The organism is Leptothoe sp. EHU-05/26/07-4, from assembly GCF_043421015.1.
Lineage (GTDB): Bacteria > Cyanobacteriota > Cyanobacteriia > Phormidesmidales > Phormidesmidaceae > Leptothoe > Leptothoe turfae.
In genome coordinates this window covers 1-14,690 of the sequence record NZ_JAXSQV010000002.1, presented here as the reverse complement: position 1 = coordinate 14,690, position 14,690 = coordinate 1, and the positions used below count along the sequence as shown (strand labels likewise).

Annotated in this window: 14 protein-coding genes; 11 read left to right on the top strand and 3 right to left on the bottom strand. The window is 47.6% G+C overall.

Annotated features, from left to right (window positions below):
• Positions 1–126: 126 nt before the first annotated feature.
• Complete coding sequence (trxA, locus tag U2F10_RS01975) at positions 127–462, bottom strand: thioredoxin (protein ID WP_163659337.1); 336 nt, start codon at positions 460–462, stop codon at positions 127–129.
• Positions 463–630: 168 nt separating this feature from the next.
• On the opposite strand from trxA, the gene U2F10_RS01970 reads away from it, so the two are divergent.
• Entirely contained in the window at positions 631–957 is a 327-nt protein-coding gene (locus U2F10_RS01970) for an ArsR/SmtB family transcription factor (RefSeq protein WP_006520086.1), read from the top strand.
• A 118-nt stretch (positions 958–1,075) separates the two neighbouring features.
• Here U2F10_RS01970 and U2F10_RS01965 read toward each other — a convergent pair whose 3' ends face one another.
• The gene (locus U2F10_RS01965) at positions 1,076–2,356 is read right to left on the bottom strand and encodes a glycerate kinase type-2 family protein (RefSeq protein ID WP_250564649.1); all 1,281 of its coding nucleotides are present in this window, start codon (positions 2,354–2,356) and stop codon (positions 1,076–1,078) included.
• A 278-nt stretch (positions 2,357–2,634) separates the two neighbouring features.
• Between U2F10_RS01965 and crtL the strand changes: the two genes are divergently transcribed.
• The 4 genes from crtL to U2F10_RS01945 all read left to right on the top strand — a co-directional run bounded on the left by crtL (position 2,635) and on the right by U2F10_RS01945 (position 8,287).
• A complete protein-coding gene (gene crtL, locus U2F10_RS01960) occupies positions 2,635–3,879 on the top strand; it encodes a lycopene beta cyclase (RefSeq protein WP_163659339.1) in 1,245 nt (414 codons plus the stop codon).
• A gap of 400 nt (positions 3,880–4,279) precedes the next feature.
• Positions 4,280–4,768: a response regulator gene (locus U2F10_RS01955; protein ID WP_499059244.1), complete on the top strand. Its 489-nt coding sequence runs from the start codon at positions 4,280–4,282 to the stop codon at positions 4,766–4,768.
• Between the two features lie 100 nt (positions 4,769–4,868).
• Positions 4,869–6,770: a thiamine pyrophosphate-binding protein gene (locus U2F10_RS01950; RefSeq protein ID WP_499870417.1), complete on the top strand. Its 1,902-nt coding sequence runs from the start codon at positions 4,869–4,871 to the stop codon at positions 6,768–6,770.
• Between the two features lie 668 nt (positions 6,771–7,438).
• A complete protein-coding gene (locus U2F10_RS01945) occupies positions 7,439–8,287 on the top strand; it encodes a hypothetical protein (protein ID WP_499870415.1) in 849 nt (282 codons plus the stop codon).
• 16 nt (positions 8,288–8,303) lie between these two features.
• Here U2F10_RS01945 and U2F10_RS01940 read toward each other — a convergent pair whose 3' ends face one another.
• Positions 8,304–9,272, bottom strand: coding sequence for an integron integrase (locus tag U2F10_RS01940; RefSeq protein WP_499870413.1), 969 nt, complete (start codon positions 9,270–9,272; stop codon positions 8,304–8,306).
• 301 nt (positions 9,273–9,573) lie between these two features.
• Between U2F10_RS01940 and U2F10_RS01935 the strand changes: the two genes are divergently transcribed.
• The 6 genes from U2F10_RS01935 to U2F10_RS01910 all read left to right on the top strand — a co-directional run bounded on the left by U2F10_RS01935 (position 9,574) and on the right by U2F10_RS01910 (position 14,688).
• The gene (locus U2F10_RS01935; protein ID WP_163659314.1) at positions 9,574–11,157 is read left to right on the top strand and encodes a GmrSD restriction endonuclease domain-containing protein; all 1,584 of its coding nucleotides are present in this window, start codon (positions 9,574–9,576) and stop codon (positions 11,155–11,157) included.
• Positions 11,158–11,186: 29 nt separating this feature from the next.
• Entirely contained in the window at positions 11,187–11,792 is a 606-nt protein-coding gene (locus U2F10_RS01930) for a hypothetical protein (RefSeq protein WP_499870411.1), read from the top strand.
• A gap of 151 nt (positions 11,793–11,943) precedes the next feature.
• Complete coding sequence (locus U2F10_RS01925) at positions 11,944–12,186, top strand: hypothetical protein (RefSeq protein ID WP_163671783.1); 243 nt, start codon at positions 11,944–11,946, stop codon at positions 12,184–12,186.
• Positions 12,186–12,650 (top strand): type II toxin-antitoxin system VapC family toxin, encoded by a 465-nt coding sequence (locus tag U2F10_RS01920; protein ID WP_499061769.1) that lies wholly within the window; start codon positions 12,186–12,188, stop codon positions 12,648–12,650. Before U2F10_RS01925 ends, U2F10_RS01920 begins: the two co-directional genes overlap by 1 nt.
• 215 nt (positions 12,651–12,865) lie before the next feature.
• Positions 12,866–13,345, top strand: coding sequence for a GNAT family N-acetyltransferase (locus U2F10_RS01915; RefSeq protein WP_499871596.1), 480 nt, complete (start codon positions 12,866–12,868; stop codon positions 13,343–13,345).
• Between the two features lie 323 nt (positions 13,346–13,668).
• Positions 13,669–14,688, top strand: a complete 1,020-nt coding sequence (locus tag U2F10_RS01910; RefSeq protein ID WP_499870409.1) for an IS701 family transposase — start codon at positions 13,669–13,671, stop codon at positions 14,686–14,688.
• Positions 14,689–14,690: the final 2 nt, after the last annotated feature.

Sequence of the window (14,690 nt, the reverse complement as noted above, 5' to 3'; positions counted from 1 at the left end):
GGGTTGACTAACCTAACTTTAAAAAACGAATGTCTAAAGACAAACCTGTCCCTTTGATACTGGCTAGAGCAAGAGACAGGCTGTAATTCTAAGCTTTCTTTTGAGTTTTACGCTGTTATGCGTAACCTAATCCAAATATTTCTCAAGGGTGCTTGACAAGGTGCTAGCGGGTACAGCACCAACGACCGTATCGGCAACCTTACCATCCTTGAAAATTAGCAGTGTGGGAATGCTGCGCACACCGTAGTCACTGGCACTTTTAGGATTATCGTCTACATTGAGCTTAAGGACTTTGACTCGGCCTTCAAACTTAGTAGCCACCTCATCTACGACAGGTGCCACCATGCGACAAGGGCCACACCAGGGTGCCCAAAAATCGACTAGTACAGGGGTATCGCTGCCCAGTACATCATTCTGAAAATCGGCATCTGAAACTTCATTGACCAATGCATTTGTAGCCATCTTTTTGACCTCCTGAAAAACCAACGCGCCAGTAATACAGTAGCCCTATCGAGGCCCTTCTGCATTTACTGAGTGCATCAATTATAGTTCCATAAAGTTGAACTAACAAAGGACGGTCATCCGCCCACTCCCATTTTTACTGACATAGCCCCGTGTCATAATGCAAGTATGCGTCCAATTTCCCATCCAGATACAAACCAAATAACCCTGGCAGAGGTGCTGTACGCCCTGGGTGATCCAGTCAGGCTAAAAATTGTCAAAACCATCGCCCAAAAAGGCGAGCAAGCTTGTCGCAGCTGCGGTGGTGATGAGATTGCCAAATCCACCCTGTCGCATCACTTTAAAATTCTGCGCGAAGCTGGCATTGTCCATACCGAGAAGGTGGGCACCCAGCATTTGAATTCATTACGTGTAGATGAGCTGGAAGCCAAATTTCCAGGTGTGCTGGCCTCGGTGCTGGCGGCAGCAGATGATGGGGAAGTGTGTGAGGAGTAGGGGTTCGGCTTCGCTCACCCCTCGGGTATCGTTTTGAGTTAAGCAGAATCGGCTTCGCTCACCCTACGGGTATCGTTAGCTGGTTGAGCGAAGTCGAAACCAGCGGCAACAAAGGGTTTTATCCTTCAACAACGATGGCCCGAAAGTCATTCACATTGGTCAATGTGGGTCCGGTCACCACTAGTGCTCCAATGGATTCAAAAAAGCTATAGCTGTCGTGGGTGTTTAGATATTTCTGCGGGTTACGTCCTGTGCGCCAGAGGTCTGGTGTAATCAGGGCTCCGGCATTGTTTTCGCTGCCGTCGATGCCGTCGGTGTCGCAGGCAATGGCGGTGATGCCGGTTTCGCCGTCCAGGTAACTGGCCAGGGCCAATAGAAACTCGCTATTGCGGCCGCCTTTGCCAACAAAGTTTTGTTTGACGGTAACGGTGGTTTCGCCGCCGGAGAGGATGACGCAGGGAGGGGCAATGGGTTGCTGATGGCGTTTGGCTTGACGGGCAATGGCTCCGTGCACCAGGGCGACATCGCGGGCTTCCCCTTCAATGGCATCGCTAAGGATCAGGGGAGTATAGCCACTTGCGATCGCAACCTTAGCGGCTGCTTCCAATGACTGTTGCGGCGTCGCAATCAGATGGTTGGTGGTGGTACTCAGCCGCTTATCCTCCGGAGGAATGACGGGGTTAGGATTACGCATTAGATAATCCCGAATGTGATTGGGAATGGTGATCCGATACCGGTCGATGATTTCCAGGGCATCGGCGGCTGTGGCCGTATCTCCCACGGTGGGACCAGAGGCGATGGCACTGAGGCTGTCCCCCGCCACATCGGAAATAATCAGCGATACTACCTTGGCCGGATACGCCGCTGCCGATAGGCGTCCCCCCGAGGAGCAAGACAACGACTTACGCACCGTATTCATAGAAATGATATCCGCCCCTGACGCCAGCAGTTGACGGTTGATGTCCGCTAGATTTTCTAGACTGATGCCTTCTGGTGGCAGGGTAAACAGGGCCGAGCCGCCACCGGAAATCAAGCAAATCACCAAGTCATCAGCGGTCAAGGTCCGCACCCGCTGGAAAATTTGCTGGGCTCCCCCCATGCCGTTGGCATCGGGCACCGGATGTCCTGCTTCGATCACTTCGATGGATTGGGTGGGGACAACGTGACCGTAGCGGGTAATCACTAGACCTTCCATGGGTTCTGTATTGCCTGCCTTTGCCCAGGTATTTTCCACAGCCTTGGCCATGGCGGCAGCGGATTTACCAATGCCAACCACCACCACACGTCCTGTGGGTTTTGTTTTTAGGTAAGGCTCTAGGGCACGGGCCACCTGTTCTTGGGGCATGGCCGCAGCCACGGCAGCATCAAATAATTCTCGCAGCAGATCGGCGGACGACATAGTTTGATTGGGTAGTGCAACAGGATTGGGGGAGAGCATAGCCTGATTTCTAAGTAATCATAGGTGGTTCAGATGTCATCGATAGGCCACCATGAGCAAAATGTTCCGGACGGGCCAATCGTAGGGATATTGCCCTAAAATCACGAATCCATCAAATCGCCAATTTGCAACCATTATCAAACCATCCATCGTAGAGACGTTCCATGGAACGTCTCTACGATCGGTAATTTCCCGTTAGGGTGATAATAACCATAGGGATATTTGGGAGAATCAACACGGTGTTTGACGTATTAATCATCGGGGCAGGGCCTGCCGCACTGATCATGGCATCCGCTTTAGCCAACCATGGTTTATCCCTCCAAGGCCTGGCTCCCACAACGCCAGATACTCCCTGGCCCAATACCTATGGCGTCTGGTGTGACGAACTAGAAGAGCTGGGCCTGAAGGACTTATTAGGGCAAAGCTGGCAAAACACCGTCAGCTACTTTGGCCGAGAAGCCGCCACTCAGCCCACACGTCACCATCGCGACTACGGTCTATTTGATAAAGACAAGCTACAGCAGCATTTTCTAACTCAACTGGGCGACATGACCTGGCACTGTGGCAAAGCTGCGACTGTGACCCACACTAGCGACCATAGCTGTGTGACCACCGAGGCTGGCGAAGACCTTAAAGCCAAACTCGTTATTGATACCACTGGCCACAATGCCGCTCTGGTGCAGCGATCGATATCTAAGAATCCGCCTGTGTCCTATCAGGTGGCCTATGGCATCGTGGGCAAATTTTCAAAACCTCCCGTGGCACCGGGGCAGTTTTCCCTGATGGACTACCGGGCAGAGCACCTGTCAGCCGAGGAGCTGGCCGGTCCACCCACGTTCCTCTATGCCATGGACATGGGCGATGACGTGTTTTTTGTGGAGGAAACCTCCCTGGCCCTGGCCCCGGCAATGGCCTACGACACCCTAAAAGACCGGCTGCAGAAGCGCCTTACGGCGGATGGTGTAGAAGTTAGCGAAGTACATCACACGGAATATTGCCTGTTTCCCATGAACCTACCACTGCCGGATTTGAACCAGCGGGTGCTAGGGTTTGGCGGTGCGGCCAGTATGGTGCACCCAGCTACGGGGTATATGGTGGGGGCGATGCTGCGGCGGGCTCCGGATGTGGCGGTTGCGATCGCCACGGCTATTTCTAACGGAGACGTGGGGGAAGCGCTTGCCCAAGCAGGTTGGCAAACCCTATGGACCACCGAACGTTTACGCAAGCATCACATTTATCAGTTTGGGTTAGAAACCCTGATGCGCTTCAACCATCGTGAACTGTGCCAATTTTTTGACAGCTTCTTCAAGCTACCCCAGACCAAGTGGGCAGGCTTCTTAGCCGATACCCTATCCCCCTTTGAACTGGTCATGGCCATGGTCACCATGTTTAGCCAAACAACGAACCCAGTACGCGGCGGACTCATGGGGGGCGTCGGCACCGATGGACAACTGTTATTCAAGTCGCTGATGGGTAAAGTTTAACTCAGTCATCGGCTAAAGCCCTTTCATATAAGCGTTTGGCATTATCAGGAAAAGTCTCAGTAAGTTTAAGAGATTTCCATCTACCCGTAATATCTTTATGAGTTTTCCATGAAGGGGCACCATAACTTCACACTCTTTGAGGCAACCTGGAAACATCAAACACTTTTGGTGAGCGATGCATCGTAAACCTTCAGGGCAAGAATTTTTACGTGGGTGAATGAGCCGTTGAATACTCAGCTTTTCACCATCCTCCCCAAAATTGCTAGTACAGCGTCAGGCTTATTCACAAACTGTTTTTATACCTTGTTCCCACCCGTTTAGATTTTAATTTTAAGCTTGGCCATCTACTAATTGACGCAGTGCTGACCCGTTGTTTTGTTGCTAGCAATTCCAGTCACCCATGGCACTTCTAACAAAGCCCACCCTCAAACGATTACCCTGTCTGCTACCGCGTCTTCGTCCAGATCACCCCTCATGCCGGGTGTTAGTGGTGGATGACCATCCCGTAAATCGCACCTTATTGATGCGTTTATTGCAACGCAGTGGTTTTGCCGTCAGCCAGGCCGTTAATGGGGCCGATGCCTTCACCCGTTGGGAACAGTGGCAACCCCAGCTCATATTTATGGACTTGCTGATGCCTGGGATGGATGGTCGCGAGGCCACACGTCTGATTCGCACCGCCGAAGCCATGGAGCAGCGGCAAAACCTTACAAAAATCATTGCCCTCACTGCACAACCAGCATTGGCCTGTGCCCATCAAGTGAATGTCGGCGGGTTTGATGACATTATTACCAAACCCATTCGGCCCTATACAATGTTTGAACTCATCGCTCAATATCTTGATCTGCAATACATCTATAGCTGTTCTGAAGAATGGAGTGCTAGTTAAATCAGTATTCCTCAATACAAACCTGTCTAATTTCCATGCATCCGGTTCCATGGAATGCGAGAATACCCCTTGACAACAAACGTCACAAGGGAGATATGACATGGCTGCATTTCCAATCGACTTGGGCGCTTACAAGCGTATTAGTCTTGATCCGTCTACACCGACGCTGACTGATGAGCAGCGTGAGGCTATCAAAGCAAATATTCAACTTTGCCGCGATGCCATTGTCTTCTTTACAGCAACCGGTGCTGCGCGGGGTGTGGGCGGTCATACTGGTGGCCCCTACGATACCGTCCCCGAAGTCATGCTCATGGATGCTCTTTTCCGGGGTGCACCTGACAGCTATGTTCCCACCTTCTTTGATGAAGCCGGACACCGTGTGGGTACCCAGTATCTAATGTCTACCCTGAATGGCGACCTGCCTGCTGAGCAGCTCATGAACTATCGTGCTGCCGGTTCTCACCTACCCGGACACCCTGAGCTGGGTCTTACCCCCGGTGTAAAATTTAGCTCCGGTCGTCTGGGGCACATGTGGCCCTACGTTAATGGCGTTGCCCTAGCTAACCCTGGCAAAACTGTTTTCTGTCTTGGTTCCGACGGTTCCCAGCAGGAAGGTAACGACGCTGAAGCGGCTCGTCTAGCGGTAGCTCAGCACATCAATGTGAAGCTGCTCATTGATGACAATGACGTCACCATTGCGGGTAACCCTTCTAAGTATTTGCCTGGTTACAGTGTTAAGAAGACACTAGAAGGTCACGGTCTGAAGGTTCTAGAGTGCAACGGTGAAGATATCGATGCGCTATACGCTAACATCTGCGAGGCCATCAATACTCCCGGACCGATCGCTGTTATCCTCAAGCGTCCCATGTGCCCTGGCATTGAGGGCCTGGAGGGGTCTAACCACGGTCATGATGTAATCTCTGTTCCTGCTGCGATCAAGTATCTAGAAGCTCGCTGTCACCAGGCAGCAGCCGACATTCTCAAGAATACTGAGACACCTAAGAATCCCAACACTTACACTGGTTCCACCGACAAGATGGATGCCAACCGTAAGGTCTTTGGTGCTGCTGTGGTAGAAATGCTCGGTGCCATGGGTGAAGAAGAGCGCAAGAACAGCGTTCTGGTTGTGGACAGCGACCTGGAAGGCTCCTGTGGCCTGAACACCATCCGTGAAGCTCATCCAGAAGTCTTTATCAGCGGTGGTATTCAGGAGCGCGGCAACCTATCTGCGGCAGCTGGCTTTGGTATGGAGAAAGGCAAGCAAGGTATCTTTGCCACCTTTAGTGCGTTCTTGGAAATGTGTATTTCTGAGATCACCATGGCTCGTCTCAACTACTCCAACCTGTTGTGCCATTTCTCCCACGCAGGTATCGACGACATGGCTGACAACACCTGCCACTTCGGTATGAACAACCTGTTCGCCGACAATGGTTTGGATGACAGTCATCCCACTAACATTTACTTCCCTGCTGACGCTAACCAAATGCGGGCCTGCGTGAAGTCGATCTTTAACGCTCCCGGTCTGCGCTTTATCTTCTCTACCCGTTCTAAGGTACCCATGATTTTGGATACTGACGGTAACGAGATGTTTGCAGGAGACTACGCCTTTACCTCCGGTAAGGATGACATTGTTCGTGAAGGTACTGCAGGTTATGTTGTTGCCTTTGGTGCTGCGCTTTACCGTGCTCTAGATGCGGTAGAGAAACTGAAGGCAGAAGGTATTGATGTGGGCCTAATCAACAAGGGTACTCTCAACGTGGTTGATGAAGAGACTCTTGCTAAGATTGGTGGCACTCCCATGGTACTTGTGGTTGAGTCCTTTAACCGTCGTACTGGTTTGGGTAGCCGCATGGGTTCCTGGTTGCTAGAGCGTGGTTTGACGCCTAAGTATGGCTACATTGGTACTCACATTGAAGGTGGCGGTGGCCTTTGGGAACAGTTCCCTCACCAGGGGATTGATTCTACTGGCATTGTTGCTAAGGTAAAAGAGATGCTGGGTTAATTGCAGCGAATAATCTTTTGATTTTCTCTTGATAAAAAGCGGCAGAGCCTTCAAAGAGCTCTGCCGCTTTTTCTTATGTTGAAATTAATGGCTTTAACTAAGCCTAAAGAGTCTTTAAAGAAAGATAGTGAACCTTAACAATCGACCCACCGTAACTCTCACTACACCTGCATCATTGCTATGAGCGATCACCCTGTCGGGGGGTGTGGGGGAGTTAGGCCCCCACGAAAGGGAGGGTTTCAGGGAGGAAAGCCCTGAGCAACCCTCTTCGCTATGGATCAATTTTCACTTTATGAACCTGAGCTGTTGGTTAAAAGCAAAACCGGTTGCTTGGGGTCCCTCCGAGTTCTCTTTCTGGAAGTAGTTAAGTTATCTCCTTTAGGCATATTGGGGTTTCCCATGGGTAGGGCCGTGACGACACCCTACGACCCAACGTACTGGATTGTTCCTAATCGCATTACGTTAAGGAGTTACGGCGGGGTCGATTATATTTATTTCGAACTTTCTCCCGTAAGACATTTCTCCTTAGTACGGCAATGAAGATGTCGAGATGGGGAGGTGGTAAAAATTTATAGGGTAAAAAAGTGAAAAAAGGAAAGTACCCCTACGGGTACTACGTGAATTTTATTGGGGTATTCCATACTTTAATTGGCATTAACTCGTGAATTATGCGATTTACTGGTTCCCCTGAGCATTTAGATACTCATATCTTACGTAGCTATTCTGTACTGCGCTGGTGTATGAGTGTGTTTGGTTTTATTTTGCCTCTGTTGCTTGTGATTGGTGGGCTTAGAAGCTGGTGGTGGCTTGCGGCACCGCTGCCGGTTCAGAATTCTCTGAGTGCTTACTACCATGCTGGGTCGAGCTGTACGGCTTTAGAGGGTGTTTATCGGGATTTATTTGTTGGCATTTTGGCTGCGATCGCAGCCTGCTGTGTAATCTACAGTGGCTTTGGCAAGCTAGAGAACTGGTTGCTCAACATTGCCGGTATTTGTCTTGCTGGTGTGGCGTTTTTCCCGACGGACTGGCCTGAACCTCAGGTGCTGGCATCGTGTAAAGACACGCCGGGTTTTGTGGATTATGTGCCTAGCGAACTGCTAGGGTTGCCGATGTCGATTCATTTTATTGCTGCGATCGCATTTTTTATTGCGATTATGGTGGTCAACATCTACACGGCAATGGACACGGTCAAAATTATTGAAGATGAAAAAAAGAGAGCTTTTTGGACGGCTATTTTTAGTGTTGCCAGATTTCTGATGCCGATTTCCATTGGCCTAGTGCTGTTGCTGAGGCTGGCCACTGGCACGAGTATTATCGGTGATCGCCTGGTTTTGTGGATTGAGTGGGCAGGTATATGGGCGTTTTCTCTGTACTGGCTGCTCAAGAGTATCGAGATTCTTAGCAGTAAGGTGGATATTGATATGGTCAATGGCAGAATAGAGTGGGAAACTCTGTCTAATGGTGATAAAGCCAGCAGACAGCTTCAACGGTGTGAAGCCTCTCATAGTGGTTCCTAAACATTTCTTGTTTAGATTAGGTATCTAATGGGCTTTTAACTCCACGACCACCGCGATTAAGCACATGGGTATAAATCATGGTTGTTTTTACATCTTTATGACCTAATAGTTCTTGTACAGTGCGGATGTCGTAGCCATCTTCCAAAAGATGGGTAGCAAAGCTATGGCGAAAGGTATGACAGCCACCATATTTTGTGACACCAGCACGCTGAAGCGCCTGTTTCACCGCCCGTTGTATAGACCGCTCATACACATGATGTCTTCTGATAATCTTGGTTCGAGGATCGACAGAACGTTTCCAAGAGGGAAACACAAATTGCCATTTCCATTCGCTATGGGCATTGGGATATCTACGTTCTAGGGCATAGGGCATTTCAACCGTTCCGTACCCCATTGCTAAGTCTTGGTCATGTAAACGTTTAGCTTTTTGCAACTGTTGCTGTAATGGATCAACCAATGAGTCAGGTAACATCGTACGACGATCTTTCTGGCCTTTGCCATCTCGCACTGTAATTTGGTGGTACTCAAAGTCTAAATCCTTTACGCGTAAGCGCAGCCCTTCCATCAAGCGCATACCTGTACCGTAGAGCAAACTGACTATCAGATGTTGAATGCCGTCTAGATTGGCTAAAATGCGTTTTACTTCTGAGCGCGTAAAGACAGTTGGTAAGCGTTGAGGGCGTTTAGCACGCTCAATATCATCTATGTAAGGCAATTCTATATTGAGAACCCGACGATATAGAAATAACAGCGCACTGAGAGCCACCGTTTGAGTCGATGCTGCCACATTCCGGTGAATAGCAAGATGCGATAAGTAAGCTCTGGTTTCAGATGCCCCCATGTCTTTCGGGTGTCGCTTGTTATGAAACAAAATGTAGTCCCGAATGTAATAGACATAGGATTTTTCAGTTGAAAGACTAAAGTGCTTTAGCCGAGCAACTTCCCTAACTTGATCAAGTAAGCGTGGTGGCTTTGATTTTGCCATCGTACATGACGTATAACTACTGTATGGAGTGACTTAACTGTCAAATCTGACGGATAAGTACCCCATTCACCATACTTAACTGTCAGATCTGACGGATAACACCCTGTTTTCCCGGAGTTATACGTCATGAGTTGCATATAAGTTCTGTAAATAAGGGTGTTATTACCTAAAACTGACGGATAAGATCCGGAAATATGGATCTTATCCGTCAGATCTGACGCTGAATATATAGTTAGGCTGCTTTCTCTCTTCAGAGCCAGGCATCCTGCATTAGAATGCATCAAGACCACTAGGGAAAACCATGGCAGATCCACTTTTTATTAATGACCTGATCTCGCAAATCCTTAGAGGTCATCTACGAATCCCGTCATTCCAGCGCGGTTTTGTGTGGGACGCAGATCGAGTTGCGCACCTCATGGATAGTATTTATAAGGGATACCCCTTCGGTTCTCTTCTATTCTGGAGAACGAGGACGGCACTTCAGACAGAACGACAGTTGGGGCCTTTTGAGTTGCCAGATAACGATCCTGATTATCCCATTGATTACATTCTTGATGGGCAGCAACGTGCAACTTCTATTTTTGGAGTTTTTCAGAATGCCTTAACTCCATCTGAGGGCGAAGACCATTCTTGGACACAGATCTATTACGATCTTCAGGCTCCACTAGATGCACAAGACTCACAATTTCTATTCCTTGCCGAAAACGAAGTGGACTCCAATTGTCATTTTCCCCTCTCAATTTTGTTTAATCCTCCTGCTTATCGACAGTTCCTAAGAACAATGGATGACTCGATTGCAGATACAGTCGATCGCTTGTATCAAAGATTTACTACAGCAAGCATTCCAGTTCAGACGTTTTCTACAGATGATCGAGCCGCAGTTGCAATTGTATTTGAGCGTATTAATCGACTTGGTGTTGAGCTTGATACATTACAACTTCTATCAGCATGGTCATGGAGTGAGGAGTTTGATTTACAAGAACAATTTAGTACCCTTGCTAATGAATTAGCACCTTATGGATTTGATGATGTTGGTAGTGATACTGACCTTTTACTACGTTGCTGTGCAGCAATAATCTCTGAAAATGCTTCGCCAAAAACAATTATTGATTTGAGCGGTGTTGAAGTTAGGGCAAGATTTGCAGAGGTACGTGCAGGCATTCTTGGCGCGATTGATTTCCTCCGAACAAGCTTTAAAGCATATTCAACCAAAGTTCTTCCATATGCTACAGCTATTATTCCGTTATCTGTCTTCTTTGCAACAACCAGAGATCAGAGCACTCATCCAGATTCAACTCAGCAAAGTACCTTAAAACGATGGCTTTGGCGAACTTTCTTTACTCGACGTTATAGCAAGCGACTTGAGCAGTTAAATCAAGATGTTCGTGAGATAAGAAAACTACGTGACGGGGCTCCAAATAACCTTGGAGAGTTTGAGCACTCTATTGATGCATCCTTTTTCACCAAAAGCACATTCAATGTACGAAATACTAACGCTCGAACTCATATTCTTATGCTTGCTTCAGCCTCACCACTAGATTTTATCAGCGGCGAAGAAATAGCACTTAATAGTGTTCTACGGGAATGTAATAAGAAAGAGTTTCATCATATTTATCCCAAGGCACTGCTCAAAGAGCAGAATATAGATGATAAGACTATAAATTCAATCGCAAACTTTTGTATACTGGCTCGGGCCTCAAATAATCGTATTAGCGACAGTCAACCGAGCAAATATCGAGCTTTAATGCCAGAAGATTCTGAAACAGTAACTTCAATTATGAACCATGCCCTTTGTCCTGCAGACATTTTTCATGATGATTTCAATCGATTTCTAACTGAACGTTGTGACTTATTAGTTCGTACAGCTCAACAGCTAATGGCATAGTAAGCCTAACACTGAGCAGGAGCGGACAGATGAGAGACTCAGTCATTAATAGAGAAATTCTGGCTACCGCTCAGCTCCACGTTAGCTGGCATACAAAGCGCATAATGCGACACGTAGAACTAGCCAAGCAACTATGGCCGAAAGCGAAGTTTATCCTGCTGCCATGGGACGGAGCAGCGACGGAGGTGTTTATCACGTCACTTGACAATGACTCCCTACACCATTCCATAGAAGTAATTCAAAATTTCGTAAATAACCCTGAGATTATTTGTATTGCCAATGAGAACGTTGAAACGCCCGTACCTCTAACTTCAGTTGTGCTGAAAAAGCTCAGTGCCGATCCAGATAACCTTATCCAACATGCAATGCGTGGTTCATTTATGAAAGCAGATGATATGTGCTTTTACATTTGGGTGGATGGACCAAACCAGTCACATGATATCGAAATAGTGTTCTGGAATGACCTACATTTCCCGAAGACAGTATCCGATGAGCAACATATCACTACTTGGGAAAGGATCGTGACTTTTACTGAACAGATTAGAGAGGGAACATTAAATAGCAAATGTATTCTCACTCCGGAGCACAATGGGCCTATAGAAGAGTTGTTTGACCATAAATCTATTGTTGTTTGATGAAAACCATGCAGCAGCCCATTGAAGCTTTGGTATACTACCTTTGTAAAAACATCGGTGCGTGTAGCTTTTAGAGTATTTACACTTATTTAAAGAGTAAAAGCTTGGATCAGCTATCATAGTTACAGCTATGGTATTCAGATCTAACATCATGCTGCGGGAAAATCTTAAGCAGGAAATTGATAAGCTCAATGACAGCCAACTAAGGAAGATCGCTGACTTTATCAATTCCGTCAAAGCTCAGGCTCAGCAACTTGCACAGTCAATGCCATTTTGGCAACGTGCAACGCCTGTCGAACGTGCCGACAATTTCCGTAGATGGGTAGCTCAACTGCCTAAAACAAGCGTCACACTATCAGATGAGGCGTTTGACCGTGGCAATATTTACGAATAATGACTAGATACTTGCTAGATACCAATGTTGTTCTACGGTTCAGTAATCCATCTGATTCTCAACATGATCTAGCCACTGAAGCTGTAGCTATTTTATTGTTCCAGGGCAACGAGTGCTATCTAACAGCACAGGTTTTGATTGAGTTGTGGGTTGTCGCAACACGTCCAGTAGATGTGAACGGATTGGGATGGTCAGTTGAACAAACGCATGATGTTATTGAGCAACTGTTGAACCGTTTTCCCATGGCAGATGAAACCTCTCAGATTTTCTCAAGTTGGTTCGCTCTTGTTACTGATAACCAAATCAAAGGTAAACGGACTCATGATGTCCGTATTATGGCTGTAATGCTGACTTCTGATATTGGTCACATCCTAACGCTGAACCCAGATGATTTTTCAGGGGTTCCAGGCATTTCGATTGTGCATCCCCAGCAAGTACTTGAGGAAGCAACTAAAACTGAATAAACGCCAGTTAACACTGCGTTGCAACAGCGGAGTGTTAGCAATTGATAAAAGGCTAAAGTTACTAACGCCGTTGAACTTCGCCGTTATGCTGCTTGTAATTCAGTGAAGGTAGCCTAAAAGTTATCTGTAAGCATTCAGGGCCAAGCCACTAGGTTTTGTAGTATATTGTAGTATATTTATTGAGGTTTACAGAGTTAACTGGAGTTCACATGGGAATGCGAATTGAACCATACGCCCCCTGCTACCTTGATAGTGTTATTCGTCTTTCGCTTCGGGCATGGACTCCGGTCTTTGATTCGATTCAGAAATCGCTGAATGCTGATGTGTACCGGGCGTTCTATTCCGATAATTGGCGTGTGAGCCAGCAGGAGGCTGTCGAGGGTGTCTGCGCTGCAGAAGACACAGATGTATGGGTTGCTATCGATACAGATTCTACAGTGGGTTTCGTAGCCGTGAAACTACACTCAGAGGACAGCATGGGTGAAGTCTACATGGTCGCCGTCGATCCAGACTTTCAAGGTCACGGCATTGGTGCCGCTCTGATAGAGCGCGCTCTTGATTGGATGAAAGATGCGGGGATGTCTATTGCTATGGTTGATACTGGAGGTGATCCCGGTCATGCCCCGGCCCGCCACACCTATGAGAAGGTGGGCTTCAAATTGTGGCCAGTCGCTAGATACTTCAAGAAGCTCTAAGTTACAGATGTAAGTCTCAATGTATGCTTTGTTTTTGAGCTAATCAATTGCGATCGCCGCATAACAACCCCAATGCACACTGACCGTCGAGAGGTTATCGCTTGGGAGTTTGAGGTTATCTGCGGCGGGTGATTGGGAACGTTAGCTAGCTGTTTTTTGCCAGTTTTTCTTAAGGGTATACTAGCTACAGGTAGGAACAATAGTCATACTTCTCATTTTGAGGTTAAAGGGAAAATATTATTTGAATAGGACTTACGCAAAGCAGATCAGAAAAAGGAAGTTAGTCATAGCTTAATGCAGGGGAAATCGATAAGATCAAGGGCATGAGGAAACCGTTCAGCCGACTTGATGACTGCCAATATCTCCTGATCAGCCAAGTGAACTATACGCTGACCAATTTTGCTGACCATAGCGAAGCCTGGACCCATGACACCATTAATCGATACTTAAAACGAGAACGCATTACCCCTCGATTGGTCTGGGAGAACACACAATCGCAAGTCGAGGCAGATATCTATGGCTATGTGCTCTTTGACGACACGGTTCTCGACAAACGGCATTCGTTCTCGATTGATTTGGTGCGTCGACAATACAGTGGTAATGCCAAACAAGTGATTAAAGGCATCGGTGTGGTCAGCTGCATCTATGTCAATCCCAACACCGATCAGTTCTGGTTGATTGATTACCGAATCTATGACCCCGATGGCGATGGCAAGAGTAAACTTGACCATGTTAGCGAGATGCTAATAAATCTCGTGTATCACAAGCAATTACCTTTTCATGCCGTCCTGATGGACAGTTGGTATGCGGCCAAGGCGTTGTTGTTACTCATCGAATCGCTTGATAAAGTCTATTACTGCCCACTCAAGTCAAATCGCAAAGTAGATGATTCAGGAGGACAAGGTTCTTATGAACGTGTAGACAGTTTGAACTGGAACGAGACCGAACTATCCACAGGTAAAGTCATTAAGCTTAGAGGATTTCCCAAAGACCATAAGGTGAGACTGTTCCGGGTTGAGGCGTCTACCCACCGCACGGACTATATCGTCACCAACGATTGGACTCAAGAGTCAACAGCGGCGACACAAGAAGCGTGTAGCTACCGTTGGCGCATTGAGCAGTTACACCGAGAGGGAAAACAGACCACGGGCTTGGAACACTGTCAGTGTCGGCTTGCCAGAATTCAGCGCAACCACATTGGGTGTGCGCTGTTGGTCTGGGTCAGGCTCAATCAATTAGCGATCCAAACAGGTCAGACACTTTACCAGCTCAAACGTGGGTTGCTTGACAATTATCTGGTTCAACAACTCAGAAACCCTGATATTCAGTTCGCTGCTGCGTAAGT